The sequence below is a fragment of the Promicromonospora panici genome (assembly GCF_900608595.1).
GTDB classification, from domain to species: Bacteria; Actinomycetota; Actinomycetes; order Actinomycetales; family Cellulomonadaceae; genus Promicromonospora; species Promicromonospora panici.
In genome coordinates this window covers 1-14,328 of sequence record NZ_UWYY01000030.1, presented here as the reverse complement: position 1 = coordinate 14,328, position 14,328 = coordinate 1, and the positions used below count along the sequence as shown (strand labels likewise).

General features: G+C 72.3%; 17 protein-coding genes and 1 riboswitch. Of the genes, 4 read left to right on the top strand and 13 right to left on the bottom strand.

The genetic code is table 11. The features are described 5' to 3' along the window. The first annotated feature begins 21 nt into the window (after positions 1-21). Both EW117_RS26555 and EW117_RS26550 read left to right on the top strand, forming a co-directional pair. On the top strand, positions 22-1,155 hold the full coding sequence (locus EW117_RS26555) for an NAD(P)-binding domain-containing protein (RefSeq protein ID WP_207212077.1): 1,134 nt from the start codon (positions 22-24) through the stop codon (positions 1,153-1,155). A 45-nt stretch (positions 1,156-1,200) separates the two neighbouring features. After that, positions 1,201-1,758 carry a hypothetical protein gene (locus EW117_RS26550; protein ID WP_129789737.1) on the top strand — a complete coding sequence of 186 codons (558 nt, stop codon included), beginning with the start codon at positions 1,201-1,203 and terminating at the stop codon, positions 1,756-1,758. A gap of 22 nt (positions 1,759-1,780) precedes the next feature. Here EW117_RS26550 and EW117_RS26545 read toward each other — a convergent pair whose 3' ends face one another. Next, the gene (locus EW117_RS26545; protein WP_242504591.1) at positions 1,781-2,431 is read right to left on the bottom strand and encodes a DUF1345 domain-containing protein; all 651 of its coding nucleotides are present in this window, start codon (positions 2,429-2,431) and stop codon (positions 1,781-1,783) included. Between the two features lie 80 nt (positions 2,432-2,511). Then, positions 2,512-2,575, top strand: a riboswitch (guanidine-III (ykkC-III) riboswitch). Positions 2,576-2,587: 12 nt separating this feature from the next. Between EW117_RS26545 and EW117_RS26540 the strand changes: the two genes are divergently transcribed. Next, positions 2,588-2,902, top strand: a complete 315-nt coding sequence (locus EW117_RS26540; protein ID WP_129789736.1) for a DMT family transporter — start codon at positions 2,588-2,590, stop codon at positions 2,900-2,902. Here the strand turns inward: EW117_RS26540 and EW117_RS26535 are convergent. From EW117_RS26535 to EW117_RS26515, 5 genes are all read right to left on the bottom strand, one after another. Next, complete coding sequence (locus EW117_RS26535; RefSeq protein WP_129789735.1) at positions 2,886-3,113, bottom strand: ferredoxin; 228 nt, start codon at positions 3,111-3,113, stop codon at positions 2,886-2,888. The two genes, EW117_RS26540 and EW117_RS26535, sit on opposite strands and share 17 nt — an antisense overlap. A gap of 20 nt (positions 3,114-3,133) precedes the next feature. Then, positions 3,134-4,111, bottom strand: a complete 978-nt coding sequence (locus EW117_RS26530; protein ID WP_207212075.1) for a fatty acid desaturase family protein — start codon at positions 4,109-4,111, stop codon at positions 3,134-3,136. A 132-nt stretch (positions 4,112-4,243) separates the two neighbouring features. Further along, the gene (locus EW117_RS26525; RefSeq protein WP_129789733.1) at positions 4,244-5,701 is read right to left on the bottom strand and encodes a copper resistance CopC/CopD family protein; all 1,458 of its coding nucleotides are present in this window, start codon (positions 5,699-5,701) and stop codon (positions 4,244-4,246) included. 57 nt (positions 5,702-5,758) lie between these two features. Continuing rightward, entirely contained in the window at positions 5,759-6,346 is a 588-nt protein-coding gene (locus EW117_RS26520) for a DUF305 domain-containing protein (RefSeq protein WP_129789732.1), read from the bottom strand. 109 nt (positions 6,347-6,455) lie between these two features. Next, positions 6,456-6,914, bottom strand: coding sequence for a DUF6153 family protein (locus EW117_RS26515; RefSeq protein ID WP_129789731.1), 459 nt, complete (start codon positions 6,912-6,914; stop codon positions 6,456-6,458). An 84-nt stretch (positions 6,915-6,998) separates the two neighbouring features. Here EW117_RS26515 and EW117_RS26510 point away from each other — a divergent pair, with 84 nt between their 5' ends. Further along, entirely contained in the window at positions 6,999-7,943 is a 945-nt protein-coding gene (locus tag EW117_RS26510; RefSeq protein WP_242504590.1) for an alpha/beta fold hydrolase, read from the top strand. Positions 7,944-7,948: 5 nt separating this feature from the next. On the opposite strand, the gene EW117_RS26505 is transcribed toward EW117_RS26510, so the two are convergent. From EW117_RS26505 to EW117_RS26475, 7 genes are all read right to left on the bottom strand, one after another. Continuing rightward, positions 7,949-8,938 carry a GntR family transcriptional regulator gene (locus EW117_RS26505; RefSeq protein ID WP_129789729.1) on the bottom strand — a complete coding sequence of 330 codons (990 nt, stop codon included), beginning with the start codon at positions 8,936-8,938 and terminating at the stop codon, positions 7,949-7,951. Next, positions 8,908-9,939, bottom strand: a complete 1,032-nt coding sequence (gene pdxA, locus EW117_RS26500; RefSeq protein WP_129789728.1) for a 4-hydroxythreonine-4-phosphate dehydrogenase PdxA — start codon at positions 9,937-9,939, stop codon at positions 8,908-8,910. Before pdxA ends, EW117_RS26505 begins: the two co-directional genes overlap by 31 nt. Beyond that, positions 9,936-11,192 (bottom strand): four-carbon acid sugar kinase family protein, encoded by a 1,257-nt coding sequence (locus tag EW117_RS26495; protein ID WP_129789727.1) that lies wholly within the window; start codon positions 11,190-11,192, stop codon positions 9,936-9,938. Before EW117_RS26495 ends, pdxA begins: the two co-directional genes overlap by 4 nt. Next, the gene (locus EW117_RS26490; RefSeq protein ID WP_129789726.1) at positions 11,189-12,229 is read right to left on the bottom strand and encodes a 2-keto-3-deoxygluconate permease; all 1,041 of its coding nucleotides are present in this window, start codon (positions 12,227-12,229) and stop codon (positions 11,189-11,191) included. Before EW117_RS26490 ends, EW117_RS26495 begins: the two co-directional genes overlap by 4 nt. A gap of 107 nt (positions 12,230-12,336) precedes the next feature. After that, positions 12,337-12,858, bottom strand: coding sequence for an isopentenyl-diphosphate Delta-isomerase (idi, locus tag EW117_RS26485; protein ID WP_129789725.1), 522 nt, complete (start codon positions 12,856-12,858; stop codon positions 12,337-12,339). A 43-nt stretch (positions 12,859-12,901) separates the two neighbouring features. Then, complete coding sequence (locus tag EW117_RS26480; RefSeq protein ID WP_129789724.1) at positions 12,902-13,393, bottom strand: NUDIX hydrolase; 492 nt, start codon at positions 13,391-13,393, stop codon at positions 12,902-12,904. After that, positions 13,393-14,283, bottom strand: a complete 891-nt coding sequence (locus EW117_RS26475; protein ID WP_129789723.1) for a VOC family protein — start codon at positions 14,281-14,283, stop codon at positions 13,393-13,395. Before EW117_RS26475 ends, EW117_RS26480 begins: the two co-directional genes overlap by 1 nt. Between the last annotated feature and the right edge of the window lie 45 nt (positions 14,284-14,328).

Below are 14,328 nucleotides of genomic sequence, written 5' to 3'. Positions count from 1 at the left end.
CGTCCGGGTGTTGTCCCCGGTGTGAGCGACGAACTGCGCCGGGCGACCGTGGTCGTGATCGGGGCCGGGCAGGCGGGCCTGTCGGCGGCGTACCACCTGCGGCACAGGGGATTCGTGAGCGCCGTCGAGCAGCCGGACGCCGAACGCACCTTCGTGGTCCTGGACGCGAACCCCGCACCGGGCGGTGCCTGGCAGCACCGCTGGGAGTCGCTGCGGATGGCGACGGTCAACGGCATCTTCGACCTCCCCGGCCTCGCGCAGCCCGCCGTCGACACGAGCGAGGCCAGCCGGGCCGCCGTCCCGCGCTACTTCGCCGGCTACGAGCGGGCGTTCGCGCTGCCGATCCTGCGCCCGGTCCGTGTCGTGGCGGTGCGCCGCGCCGACGAGGACCCGGACGGTGACCTCGTCGTCACGAGCGACCGCGGGTCGTGGGCCGCCGGTACGGTCATCAACGCGACCGGGACGTGGACCAACCCCGTGCTGCCGCACTACCCGGGGCAGGAGACCTTCGTCGGGCGCCAGCTGCACACCCGCGACTACGTCCGGGCAGCGGACTTCGCCGGGCAGCGCGTGGCGGTCGTCGGCGGCGGGATCTCCGCGCTCCAGCTCCTGGAGGAGATCTCCCGCGTGGCGACCACCCGCTGGTACACCCGCCGGGAGCCGGTCTTCCGCGAGGACGGGTTCCTGCCCGAGACCGCGGGCCGCGAGACCATCGCCAAGGTCATGGCCGACGTCGCGGCGGGCCGCCCCACCGGCAGCGTCGTGTCGTACACGGGGTTGGCCTGGACTCCGTACGCGCTCGCGGCGAAGGAGCGCGGCGCGCTCGAGCGGCGGCCGATGTTCCGGACGATCGAACCCATGGGCGTGCGCGAGGCGGACGGCTCGTTCACCCCGGTCGACACGATCCTGTGGGCCACCGGCTTCAAGGCCGACCTAGCCCACCTGGACCCGCTGCACCTCCGTAACGAGCTCGGCGGCGTCGCGATGAACGGCACCCAGGCCGCCACCGAGCCGCGCGTCCACCTCATCGGGTTCGGACCGTCGCAGTCGACGGTCGGGGCGAACCGCGCGGGGCGCGAGGCTGCGGCTGCCGTGGTGCGGAGGCTCCGGATGGCGGTTCCGTCGACGGCGAATGCGGCGCGCTCGAATGCCTAACCGAAGGCACCCCCGCGTGTCGGTGACGTCCCGTACGCTCCCGCCATGCCACACGATCGCATCACCAAGGGCCATGCTCGCAATTGGCTCCACACCGGTTACGGCTGGGACCTCGGAGCGCCCGATCACGCGACATATTCCTGGGCAAGCGGAGCGTTCGCCCACACACTGAACGCAGACCCCGCGTGGCACACCTGGTGGCGCTCGCCACGCCGCGAGCTCTGGTTGCTGCCCCTCTTCACCCCGCACTCAGAGACAGAGCCGCGGGTCCGACGTCGCATCCGCACGGTAGAGGTCGTCCTCGACGTGGACTCGGCGACCTTCGGCGCCGGAGAACCGCAGGCGCTCGCGGACCTCGCTGTCGAGCACATCCAGACCTTCGTGGGTCTTGCTGGCGAGCGCTTGCGTCTTGGCCCGACGCCACGGTGGCCGAGCCTGCCGGATATTCCGGAGGACTTGTCTGGGTTCGAGCACGTGGACGAGACCCCGAATCGCGACGAGATGCGCGAACTGCTCCGGGAGATGGGCGTGGATCGCAACATGGAGGAGATCCTTGAGGGCTTCGGCTACGACGCCGAAGGACGTCCGCCGGGCCGCGGGTGACGAGCGGCGGTCAACTGCTCGCTCAGGTGTTGGCCAGTCCCGCGACCAGGTTGATCAGCAGCGCCACCACGACCGTGCCGAACAGGTACGCGAGCAGGGCATGCACCTGGGCGACCCGGCGCATGCCCGACGAGCGCAGGTCCGTGTCCGAGACGGCGAAGCTCATCCCGACGGTGATCGCCAGGTACGTGAAGTCGGTGTAGCGCGGCGGCTCGGTCTGGTGGAAGTCGATCCCGCCCGCCGGGGTCGTGTAGTAGGCGCGGGCGTAGTGGAGCGCGAACACGGTGTGCACGCAGGCCCACGAGACGATCACCGCTGCGAGGACGGCGGCCATCGTGACGTCGCCGTTGCCCAGCACACCCCCGACGAGGGTGACCGCGACCGCCGCCAGGCTGGCCAGGGCCGCGAGCAGCACGATCACGTTCGCGACGCCGCGCGTGGGCTCCTCGCGCACCGCGTGCTCGCTGGTCTCCTCGGGGTCCATCGGGACGATCACCAGCGCGGTCCAGGTCACGAACACGAGCCCCGCACCGGCCCACCCGCCGAGCACCGCCGCCACCACCGAGTTCCACGAGAGCAGCCAGCCCAGCAGCACCCCGACCAGCAGGGCCGCGCCGATCCGTGCCCCGGGTGGGCTGTCCAGCACCCGGCTCACCCGCCGCATCCGCGTCATGGGCACAGTCAACCAGCACGGGTGGCCAACGCCACCGCGTACCGGTCTGCCGCACCGCTGCCGCATGTGCGAACCTGGATCCAGAGCCTGAAGAGGTTCCCGGACGAGGGTTGCCGTACCCGGTGCGCGACAAGACGGCAATCGAAGGAGCACACCATGTCCTGGATCTTCCTCGTCGTCTCCGGCCTTTTCGAGGCCGTCTGGGCCACGGCCCTCAGCCGCTCCGAAGGCTTCAGCAACCTCGGCCCGAGCATCCTCTTCGGTGCGGCCCTCGTCGCGAGCATGGGTGGGCTCGCCTACGCCATGCGAGACCTGCCCGTCGGGACCGCCTACGCCGTCTGGGTCGGGATCGGAGCCGCGACCACCGTCGCCTGGGCGATGGTGACCGGCGCCGAACCGGTCTCGGTGGTCCGGGTGTTGCTGATCCTCGGGCTGATCGGCTGCGTGATCGGCCTCAAGCTGACCCACTGACCTCGTCGGCGTCGTCCTCCTCGATGCTGATCGTCGCCGACGGGCAGAGGTTCTCGGCCTCGCGGGTGGACGCCCACTCCGCCTCGGGCGGGTTCTCGTCGATCAGGCTGACGAACCCGTCGTCCTCGGTCCGGTTGGCGAACACGCGCGGTGCCGTGCGGCCGCAGTTCCCGGACGCGATACAGGTGGTCGGATTGATGGTGACCCTCATTGATATGCGTCCTCCATGCTTCAGCCGCGGTACCGGCGGACCAGCGGGCAGGTGTACGGGTCGCGGTGCTTCAGCCCGACCTGGTTCAGGTAGGCGATGATCGTCCGGAATGCTTCGCCGAGCGACGTCTCCGTGTAAGGGATGCCGTTCTCGGCGCAGTACCTGCGAACCATGTCCCGCAGGGCGGGCAGGTTGGGACGGGGCGCCATCGGGAACAGGTGGTGCTCCACCTGGTACTCCAGGCCGCCCATGAAGAAGTGCACCAGCGGCCCGCCCCGGACGTTGCGGGACATGTGGATCTGCCGGCGCAGGAAGTCGATGTCGGCGTCGTGCGGGACGGTGGGCATCCCGATGTGGTTGGGGGAGAACGCGCCACCCAGCAGGAACCCGAACACGGCGACCTGCACGGCGACGAAGGCGACCGCCAGCCCGGGCGGGAGAAAGACGAACAGGAAGGCGAGGTAGCCGAGCACCCGGATCCCGACGAAGAGGATCTCCGTCCAGCGATGCGCGACGTCCTTGCCGGTGAGGATGGTCCGGACCGAGCTGACGTGCAGGGAGAACCCCTCGAAGAGCAGCAGCGGCAGGAAGTAGAACCCCTGGTACCGGGCGAGCGCCGCGGCCAGGCCGGTGCGCCGGTCCGTGTTGTCCGGCGTGAAGGACAGCACCCGGGACCGGACGTCGGGGTCGTCTCGCTCCTTGTTCGGGTTCGCGTGATGGCGGCTGTGCTTGTCCGCCCACCAGCCGTAGCTGATTCCGTTGAACAGCCCGGCGATGACACGGGCCGTCCACTCGTTCCAGCCCTGGGACGCGAAGATCTCCTGGTGGGCCGCCTCGTGCCCCAGGAACGCGAGCTGCGCCATCGCGAGACCGAGCAGGGCCGCCAGGACCAGCTGGAACCAGGTGTCTCCCAGCAGGACCACCCCGACCAGGACCGCCGCCGTCACCAGCGTCCAGAACAGCATCATCGACCAGTAGAAACCGTATCGACGGCGCATCAGGCCGGCGTCGTTGGCCTCCGTCGTCAGCTGATGAAATGCCTCTACGTACTGATTCCCAAGCATTGCCACCTCTCGAGAGCGACTACTCCTTTCTTGATGCTAATGAGGGAGCGGGACACTCGCCGGTGCTCACTCCTCGACGGAGGCGGCGACCAGCCAGGCGGTGATCAGCACGATCACCACCATCAGCGACGTCTCGCGGGCGGCGCTGCGCCGCAGCACGTTGCCCGCCTTGCGGGCGCTGCGCTTCCGGAAACGCCTCGACTCGAGCCGCGGGACCACACGGAAGTGGTTGTACGTCCCGATCGCCCCGACCACCGCGACGATGCCGACCTTCGCGAGCAGGAAGAGCCCCCAGTCGCTCTCCCAGAGCTGCGCGGGGCGGTCGAGGATCTCGACCGCCAGCACGATCCCGGCAGCGCCCACCACGGCGACGGACACGGCCGCGACGACGGAGAACCGGGCGCCGATCAGCGCGGCATCCAGGGCACGTCCGTCCCGGCGCCGGCTGTGCAGCAGGATCCCCATCGCGACGACGCCGCCCACCCACGTGGCCGCAGCCGCGAGGTGCGCGACGTCGGCGCTCACGACCAGCCAGCGCGGCTCGGCGGTGTTGCTGTGGCCGCCGAGCACGTGCCCGGCGCCGACGAGCACGCTCCCGAGGATCGCGAGCCACGAGCCGGGCACGGTGCGCCGGGCACCCGCCGCGAGCGCGATCGCACCGACGGCCTGCAGGCCCAGTGCCCAGCGCGTGGTGCTGGTGAGCGAGTCCGCGATCCGGGCCGGCGAGACCGCGGCGGCGAGGTCGCCGTGCGCCATGTGCACGGAACCTGCAGCGACATGGATCGCGAGGCCGGCCAGGATCAGCAGGCCCGTCCAGCGGACCACGCGGAGGACGACCGGTACGTCCTCCCGGTCCTCACCGCGCAGCACGAGGCCGGCGAACACGAGAGCGCCGGTGCCGACCAGGCCGCCCCACAGGGCCGCCGCGCTGCCGAGCCGCGCGACCGCCTCCGTGGCGTTGCTCCCGAGGCTGTCCATCGCCGCGGCGTCGTGGTCCATCCCGTCCATGTTGCCCATGTCGTGGGCGCCGTGTGGCCCGTCGGTGTGCTCGCTCCCGGTGCCCTCCGACGCCCCGGTGCCCTCGGGCGTCTCGTCGTCAGCCCCGGTGTTCGTCCCGCCGTCCGCCCCGGCGACGGCAAAGCCGAAGGAGCCCTCCAGCGGGTGTCCGTCCTGGGCGGCCGCGGTCCAGCTCACCGTGTACTCGCCGGCGGCCGGCGGTTCGGCAAACGTCGCGACGAGGACGAGGCCGCCCTCGGCCGAGGCGACGTCGGCCGTCACCTCGCCGGCCGGACCTTCGACGACTATCCCGTCGCCGAGGGCGGTCACCGGGAGCGTGAACCGCAGCGCCACCTCGTTCACCGGGGCGTCGGACGTCGAGCCGGGGGCGGGCGCCGACGACTCGAGCTTGGTGTGCGCGGACGCGAACGGCGCGCACCATGTCGCGAGCACGAGCGCCGCGAGCGCCGCGAGCAGACCGACCACCATCCGGGTCGAGGCGCGCGTGACCCTGGAGGGTCGGACCATGAAGACTCCTCACGAGCGGGTGGTGCGCCGGCTCGTCGCCGGCGCACCACCCAGTGGTCACATCGAGGCGAGCAGGCCCTCCATCGTGGCGATCTCGGCCGTCTGCGTGTCGACGATGGTCTGCGCCATCTCGACGGCGGCCGCGTCGCTGCCCTCATCGATCTCCGTCTGCGCCATCTCCACGGCGCCCTCGTGGTGCGCGATCATCTGCTCCAGGAACAGCCGGTCGCTCTCGGGGGGAGTGGCCCCGTCCAGGGCCTGCATGTCCTCCTCGGTCATCATGCCGCTCATCCCGTCGTGGCCGTCGTGCTCCGCGGTGCGCGGTGCGCCCCAGGAGTCGAGGAACTGGCCGAGCTGCTCGATCTCGGGGGCCTGGGCCTCCTTGATCTGGGTGGCCAGTGCCGTGACCTCGGGGTTGGTTCCGTCCTTGGCCAGGACGGCGTCCGCCATCTCGACCGCCTGCTCGTGGTGCGGGATCATCATCTGCGCGAACATCATGTCCGCCTCGTTGTGGGCCGCCTGGTCGCCGGACTCCGAGCCGGCCATGGTGGACATGTCGTGGTCCATCGGCTCCTCCGAGCCGGAGCAGCCGGCCAGGGCGAGGGAGCCGGCCAGGACAACGGCGGACAGCAGGGTGCGCTTCATCAAATCTTCCTCTGACTCTTCTGGTTCGTCGGGGTAGCACTCATCGGCGCGGCCACGCGGTGGCGTGGTCGCGCTGGTGGGGTCGACGCCGGTCGCGTCGACGCCGGGTCTACGTCCGACTGATGCAGAGCTCGTGCAGGGAAGGAGCGGCGAGCGCTCGGAGGTCGACCGCCACCCGCGGCAGGGGCATCGACCACGCGGGCAGGGCACGCCACAGGAGACGTCGCGCGGGGACGACGAGGGCCAGCAGGGCGACGAGGATCATGAGGCACATCGCCATGGCGGCGTCGTGCCCGCCGCACCCCTCGCAGCAGTCGCCCGCCGGCTTGGTCAGGTCCTCGGTGACCGGGGTCGGTGTCACCGTCGGCGGCGTGCCCGGAACGGCGGCGTGCACGCTCTGCGTGGCGACGACTTCTCCGTCGGTGGGCACGTGCTGGTGCGACGTCGGGGACCCGCTCATCGAGTGCATGGTGACCACGCCGATGATGACCGTGAGGATCATCAGCGCGCCGTTCAGGCGTCGCCCGGGCTCGGCGACAGCCGAGCGGAGGAGCGAGATCACGCGCACGCCACGGAGGCTATCGCACGTCCGGTGGGTGCCGAAAACGCTGCTGCCGGGCGGGACGCGCTCAGGCGCACAACAATGGCTGGGGTGACGGACATCGACACCTGGTCGCCGACGACCTACGCACGTAACGGCGACGTCGAGCTCGCCTACGACCGGCTCGGGCAGCGCGGCGGCACCCCGCTCCTGCTCATGATGGGCCTCGCGATCTCCCGGTTCTGGTGGCCGGACGGGCTGTGCCGGGCCTTGGCGGACGAAGGCTTCGACGTCGTCCGGTACGACCAGCGCGACACCGGGTCCTCCACGCGGTTCGGCGAGTCCAAGCGGCTCGGGCCCTGGAGCATGCTGCTCGGCCCGGGGCCCGCGAGGTACACGGCCGAGGACCTGGTCGACGACGCCGTCGCCGTGCTGGACGCCGTCGGCTGGGAGCGTGCGGTGGTGTTCGGGCACTCCCTGGGCGGCATCGCGGCCCAGCGCCTCGCGCTGCGGCGCCCGGAGCGGGTGCGCGGGCTCGTCACGTGCGACGCCCCGCCGAGCGACGCGTCCGGGCCCAGGGCCTTGCGCTACCTGCGGTTCGGCCTGGTCGCGCGGCTCGCCGTCAAGAAGTATCCCGAGGGGCGCGACGGCGACATCGCGGCGTCCCTGGCCGTCGCGAAAGGGCTCGCGTCGCCGGTGAACCCGTGCGACGAGGCCGCGGCGCGCGCACGGATCGAGCGCGGTCTCGAGAGCGGGCCGCGCGACATGGCGGGACTGAGCCGGCAGATGCACGCCAGGTGGCACGGCCCGCGACTGAGCGAGGTCCGGACGCCGACCCTGGTGCTGCACGGCGAGGACGACCCCCTCGTCCGGACGTCGGCGGCCCGGGCCGTGGCGCGGGCGGTCCGGGGCGCGAAGCTGGTGGTGCTCGACGGCGTCGGCCACGACCTGCCGCCCGTGGCCTGGCGGACCGTCGCGGAGGAGACCCGGCGCCTCGTCGAGACGGACGGCGTCCCCGGGAAGGATGACCCAGCCGACGAGGTAACTGGGAGGTAGCACTGCTACGTCTCCGTTACCCACCGGGCTGGGTCATCCTCCCCAGGACGCGGACTTGCCGCGCCGGCCGGCGAGGACTGGGTGCCGCCCGGGGCCCGACCGGCGCGTTCGAGCTGCTGCGCCAGGTCGAGCATCTCGCGCCCCAGAGCGTTGAGCCGAGCCTGGAGCTCGGCGCCGGCCATGTGGGCGCCGGCCACGTCAGGGCCGCCCACATCGGCGCCGCCCAGGTTCGCTGTCGCGTCGGGCTCGCGGATCACGTTGATGTCGAAGACCACCCGGTCGGCCCGGTGCCAGGTACGGAACACCTCGACCGGCCGTGCTGCCTCGTCGGTGCTGGTGCCCTCCAGCAGGAGCACTGGTGCCCCGACCGGCACCTGGAGCAGCTCGGCGGTCTCGGTGTCGGCCCCGACGGCCCGGACCTGGCGCTTGCCCGCCACGATCTGCGTGCCGAACCGGCGTCGGACCGTAGCGTGCAGGGAGGTGTCGGTCAGCTCCTCGGCGGTCAGGTCGCCGAACTCCTCGGGTAGCCAGGTCTCGATGACGGCGAGCGGCTCCCCGCCGGCGCTGCGCAGGCGGCGCATCCGCAGCACCTGGCCGGAGCCCAGCACGCCGGTGGCCTCGGACGCGGGCTCGGGCCCGAGGTCGAGGACCCGGGTGCTGACATGCACCCCGCCGTCCTCCACCTGGGTCGAGAGGCCAGGGACCCGCTGCACGAGGCGGTGGAGCTCGCCGCGCTCGCGTACGGTGGTGCCCCGCCCGCGGCGCCGTTCGACGAGGCCCTCCTGCTCCAGCGCGGCCAGCGCCTGCCGGACCACCGAGCGGGACACCCCGTAGCGTTCCTGCAGCTCGGCCTCGGTGGGCACGTGCGCGCCCGGTGCGAGCGCGCGGCCGAGGATCTGCGCGCGCAGCTCGCTGCTGAGCCGCCGGTGCAGCGGTGTGCCGTCGGGTCCGGGGAGCGCCATGGTCAGCTCGCGGTCTTCTGCGCCGTCTGCCACACGTGCTCCCAGCCGGGCGCGAGCTCGGCGGCTCGCTCGATCGCGAGCACGAGGCTGGCCTCGCGTGCGATGCCCTGGCCGGCGATGTCGAACGCGGTCCCGTGGTCGACGGAGACGCGCACGACGGGCAGGCCGACGGTGATGTTCACGCCGTCGTCACCGTAGACCGCCTTGAACGGGGCGTGGCCCTGGTCGTGGTAGCAGGCGATGACCATGTTCCACTTCCCCTTGACCGCGGCCGGGATGAGGGCGTCGGCGGGCAGCGGGCCGTGGGCGTTGATACCGCGGCCGCGCGCCTGCTCGACGGCGGGCGCCAGGATGTCGGCGTCCTCGTCGCCGAACAGGCGGTTCTCGCCGGCGTGCGGGTTGAGGCCGGCGAGCCCGATCGCCTCGTCGGGCCGGCCCAGTGCCGTGGTGAACGCGCCCGCCAGGTCGAGGACGTTGCGCGTGCGTTCCGGCGTGATGTCCTCGATCGCCTGCCGCAGGGAGACGTGCGTCGTCAGGTGGAAGAAGTACAGGTCGCCCGCGGAGAGCACCAGGCTGAAGTTCTCGACGCCGAACTCGTGGGCGAGCAGCTCGGTGTGCCCGGGCCACTTGTGCCCGCCGGCATGCATCGCGGCCTTGTTCAGCGGCGGCGTCACGATGCCGTCGACCTGGCCCTCGCGCGCCAGGCGGCAGGCCTCGACGACGAACCGGTAGGCGCCGTCGCCGGCCGCGGCGCTGAGCTCGCCGATCGGGACGTCCCTGAGTGACGGGCCCGTCTGGAGCAGTTCGATGGTGCCAGGGGTGTTGGCCGCCTCGGCGGGGGACGCGATCACGCGGATCGCCGCAGGGTCGGCGCCGAGCGCGGAGACGGCGCGGCGCATCGCGCCCTCGTCGCCCACGACCACCGGAACGCACCGCGCGCGCAGGTCGTCGTGGCCGAGCAGCGCCTTGGCCGTGATCTCCGGGCCGATGCCCGCGACGTCGCCCAGCGTGATCGCGAGGGTGGGGATGCTCAAGGGGTTACCTCCTGGTGGGAACAGTACGACCTCAGGTTCGTGAGGACGTCGACGACGGTTCGTGCGGTGCCGAAGCCGCCGGCCTTGGTCACGACGACGGTGCCGGCGGCCGACCCGCCCTCGAGGTGACCGAGGGGGACCCCTTCGGCCACCGATCCGGCGACCCGTACGCTGCGGGCGCCGAGGCGGGCGAGGACGGCGCGGCTGCCGTCCCCGCCGATCAGGACTATGGCGTCCGGGCGGGTCCGTCCGGCGATCGCGGCGACCAGCCCGGCCAGGGAGCTCGCCACCTGGACCGCGCGCTCCCGCCCGGTCTCGGTCGGCTCCGGGGTGCGCACGAGGACGGTCCGGGGCGACGCCCCCGGCCCGAGACCCGCCAGCCACGAGGCGACGACCTGGTCCGCCCCTACGGCGGGGTCGGGAACCAGGACGTGCGTGCCCGGCTCGGCGCGGACGAGCTCGTCGGCCTGCTCCAGCGAGACCTCGTTCAGGGAGCTGAGCACCACGAGGGCCCGCTCGACGGCCACGCGCGGGGGCTCCGGAACGGCGGCGGCACCGCCCCAGCGCGGGGCGAGCGCCGCCGCGAGGCCGGCCGAGCCGACCGGGACGGCGTCGGCGCCCAGCAGGGCGACCGCATCGGCGAGGCGCTCCAGGTCGGCGTCGTCGACGGCGTCGACCACCACCGTGCCCGCGCTCGACCCGGCCGCGGCGAGGCGGAGCGCGAGGGTGCGCGCGTCGTCGTCGGCGGGCACCCGGACGGCGCTGGGCAGGAGGGCGGTCAGGTCGCTGTCGCGGACCGGTGTGACGGGGTCGTGGCCGGCAGTGGTGGTGGCGACGGGTGCGCCGTCCACCAGCAGGACGCCGCCGCTGACCGTCCGCCGCAGCGCCGGATAGCTCGGGCAGACGACGGCGAACGCGCCGGGGACCCGCTCGCGCCAGGCGGCCAGCGCCCCGGCGACCTGCCCCGCGACGCTGCCGCGCATCGTCGAGTCGATCTTGACGTAGAGCCGGCGCGTCCCGGCGGACACCAGGGCGCGGACGGCGTCGGCGGTGGCCGCTCGGGCGGCGGCGTCGTCGAGCGGCCGCGCGTCGGTGACCACGGCGACCGCCGTCCGCTCGCCGACGGGCAGCGCCGAGCCGAGCGCCAGATGGCTGGTCCACCCGGCGCGGGCGAACTGCACCACGCAGTCGCCGGCTCCGGTGAGGTCGTCTGCGACGACCCCGACGGTGCTCTGGCTGGTGTCCTGGCTCATGCCGCGCCGCGTCCCTCGCCCGCGGTGCCGGCCGCGACGGGCGCGGTCTCGGCGTCGTCCGCGGTGCTGAGGCCGCCCTGCCGCTTGAGGACGACGGTCGCGAGGAGCGGCGCGAGGATCGCACTGACCAGGACCGCGGAGGCGACCTGGGCCGTGGCCACGGCGACGTACGGCTCGAACGCCGGGTCGATCCCGCCGATGATCGCCGGCGTGGCGACGGCGTTGCCCGCCGTCGTCGCGGCGGCGATCGCAACGCCGGACCTGATGCCGCGCCGCAGGATGAACCGGTAGCCCGAGTAGGTCAGGAGGGCGGTCAGGGCGACGGCGATGATGCCCACGAGGATGCCGCTCGCGCCGCCGGCCACGACGTCGCGCAGGTTGATCCCGGTACCCAGGGCGAACGCGAAGAACGGGATGACGATGTTCGGGACCGGGCGCATGATCTCGGTCCAGCGGGGATCCAGGTTGCCGACGACGAAGCCGAGCACCAGCGGAATGATCGCCGCGAGGAACGCCGTCAGGGGGATGTCCGCCAGTCCCGAGGCGCCGAGGAAGAGCATCGAGATGAACGGGCCGTCGTTCAGGGCCGACGCCATGTAGGCGCCGCGGTCGCGTGCGTCGCCGTACTTACCCGTGAAGGCCAGCCACAGGCCGCCGTTGCTGTTGTCCACCGTGGCCATGAGCGCCAGGATCGAGACGCCGAGGAAGCCCTCGATGCCGAAGACGCTGCCCGCCAGGGCGACGAGCGCCGCCGGAATCAGCGACTTGGTCAGGAGCAGCGTGCCGGTCGCGGCCAGGACCGGCCCGGAGGTGCGGGCGGTGATCTGCATGCCGGTGGCGAAGATGAGGACGGCGATCAGCGGTAGGGCCGAGTCCTTGAACAGAGCGGTCGTGAAGGAGCCCAGCTCCAGGAAGCCCGGGAAGAACGTGCCGACTATCGAACCAAGGACGAGCGGGATGAGCATGAGCCCGCCCGGGATCCTGTTCATCCAGTCGTAGAGGGGGACAGTCGACTTCGGTGAGCGCCCGGCATCCATGGCGAACCTCTCGCTCGTGCGCCGCCGACGATGGCGACAGCAGTTGTCAGTACAAGAAAGTACGGACAAAACTACGCCACGGCCGGGTCGTCGAGCAAACCCCGAGGTCAGGTGTAGAGCGGCACCTCCGCGGCCTGGCTCACGAACCAGGGCGAGAACGCCCAGGGCGCGGCACGGAGCGCGCTGCCCAGCGCGCCGGCCTCGGCCCAGCGGGCGTCCATGACCTCGTCCGGGTTCGGGTGCGGCTCCTCGTCGGTGACCGCGAGGTAGACGGGGCACACCTCGTTCTCCACGACTCCCGAGGCGTCGGTGGCGCGGTACCGGAAGCCGGGCAGCTCTACCCGGACCTGGCGCACGGACAGCCCGAGCTCGTCGTGCGCGCGGCGGACCACGGCGTCCTCCATCGCTTCGCCAGGCTGCGGGTGGCCGCAGAAGGAGTTGGTCCAAACCCCTGGCCAGGTGAGCTTGCCCAGGGCACGCCGGCTGACCAGCACCTGACCCGCGGCGTTCAGCACGTGGCACGAGAACGCCAGGTGCAGCGGTGTGTCCGTGGTGTGGACCAGGCGCTTGAGCTCCGAGCCGATCGGCGTGCCGTCCTCGCCCAGCAGGACGACTCTTTCCTCGGTCATGGGTCCTCCTCGATGGTGCGTGGCTTCGAGAGCGCAGGGCTGACTACGTCCCGGTCGTCGTGAGGGCGTCCTCCAGGCGATCCACGAACGCGGCCTGCGCGCTCACGACGAGGCGCCGGGCGTCGTCGGGTGCGAGCCAGGCGACGCGGTCGATCTCGGGAACCTCGATGCGCCGCCCCGACCGCGGGGGCCACTCGATCTCGACCGTGTTGCTGTTGATCTGCTCCAGGTCGGGTCCGGGCCGCGGCCACTCACGCGCCCAGGCGAGGACCTTCTTGCCCGCGCGCTGACGGACCTCGCCGAGCTCGATGTCCGGGGCCGAGGACGGCGGTAGCGCCATCCCGAGCTCCTCGCTCGCTTCGCGCAGCGCCGCGACGTGCGGATCTTCGTCAGGGTCGAGCTCGCCCTTGAGCAGGGTCCATGCGCCCTCGTCCTTGCGCGCCCAGAACGGCCCGCCCATGTGACCCAGCAGAACCTCGATGCCGGCGCCGGGCAGTCGTCGGTAGGGCAGCAGGCCCGCGCTCGTCGTCGGCATCAGTCCTTCCCGGCCTGTGCCTCGGCCGCGAGAAACTCCCCCGGCGGGTCGAACTGCGCCAGGACGAGCTCGGCGCCGAACGGGTCGCGGATCGTCGCCTCCTTGGACCACTCGCCGTCCTCCGTCGCCAGCACCGTCGCGCCTCCGCGCTCCGCCGCCGCCACGGAACCGTCCCGGTCGGCGACAGCAAAGGCCACGGACCAGCGCGCCGGACCGTCGGCCTGCACCACCCCGGCGACGACGTCGGCGAAGCCTGGCGGTACGAACTCCTGACGCTCGTGGATGCCGGGGTCGGACGTGCTGACCAGGTGGTCGCCATAACCGGGGACCCGTGCCATGCCGGCCCCGAGGTCGTCGCTGCGCTCCCACCCGAACAGCGGACCGTAGAACTGCAGGGCACCATCCACGTCCGGCGTGAGCAGGTTGCTGAAGTTCCACGTGCCCGGCGCGTTGACGGCCTGTGCGCCGGGCCGCGTCCCCGCCTGCCACAGGCGGCTGGGTGCTCCCTGGCGGTCGACGATCCGCGCCATCCGGCCCGCGGGCTGCCCCGGCGGTCCCACGGCCTCCGGCCGCGAGCTCACGACGCCGCCCAGCCCCGCGACACGGGCCGCTGTCTCGCCGATGTCGTCCACGGCGAGGTAGGTGTGCCACGCGACCTCGCCGTCGAAGCCCTCGTCCGGGGTGGCGATCCCGGCGATCGCCGTGGCGTCGGTGCCGTCCTGGGACGCGATGACGTAGCGCCCCGGCGCCCCGGGCGGCATCTTGTCGGTGAACCTCCAGCCGAACAGGTGGCCGTAAAAGGCGAGCGCCGCCTCGACGTCGTGCGTCTCCAGGTCGATCCAGCTGGGTACGCCGTGCGGATAGGTCCGAGTGGTGTGTGGGTCGGCCATGACTTCCTCCAGAAGGGGTTCCATTACCCCCGATGCTGCACCCGA

Bases quoted from the DNA above. Each gene is read 5' to 3' on its own strand.
- EW117_RS26550 (WP_129789737.1), top strand. From the start codon at position 1,201: ATGCCACACGATCGCATCACCAAGGGCCATGCTCGCAATTGGCTCCAC.
- EW117_RS26545 (WP_242504591.1), bottom strand. From the start codon at position 2,431: ATGACGCGGATGCGGCGGGTGAGCCGGGTGCTGGACAGCCCACCCGGG.
- EW117_RS26490 (WP_129789726.1), bottom strand. From the start codon at position 12,229: ATGGATGCCGGGCGCTCACCGAAGTCGACTGTCCCCCTCTACGACTGG.
- EW117_RS26495 (WP_129789727.1), bottom strand. From the start codon at position 11,192: ATGAGCCAGGACACCAGCCAGAGCACCGTCGGGGTCGTCGCAGACGAC.
- EW117_RS26540 (WP_129789736.1), top strand. From the start codon at position 2,588: ATGTCCTGGATCTTCCTCGTCGTCTCCGGCCTTTTCGAGGCCGTCTGG.
- EW117_RS26530 (WP_207212075.1), bottom strand. From the start codon at position 4,111: ATGCGCCGTCGATACGGTTTCTACTGGTCGATGATGCTGTTCTGGACG.
- EW117_RS26480 (WP_129789724.1), bottom strand. From the start codon at position 13,393: ATGCCGACGACGAGCGCGGGCCTGCTGCCCTACCGACGACTGCCCGGC.
- EW117_RS26535 (WP_129789735.1), bottom strand. From the start codon at position 3,113: ATGAGGGTCACCATCAATCCGACCACCTGTATCGCGTCCGGGAACTGC.
- EW117_RS26475 (WP_129789723.1), bottom strand. From the start codon at position 14,283: ATGGCCGACCCACACACCACTCGGACCTATCCGCACGGCGTACCCAGC.
- idi (WP_129789725.1), bottom strand. From the start codon at position 12,858: ATGACCGAGGAAAGAGTCGTCCTGCTGGGCGAGGACGGCACGCCGATC.
- EW117_RS26520 (WP_129789732.1), bottom strand. From the start codon at position 6,346: ATGAAGCGCACCCTGCTGTCCGCCGTTGTCCTGGCCGGCTCCCTCGCC.
- EW117_RS26525 (WP_129789733.1), bottom strand. From the start codon at position 5,701: ATGGTCCGACCCTCCAGGGTCACGCGCGCCTCGACCCGGATGGTGGTC.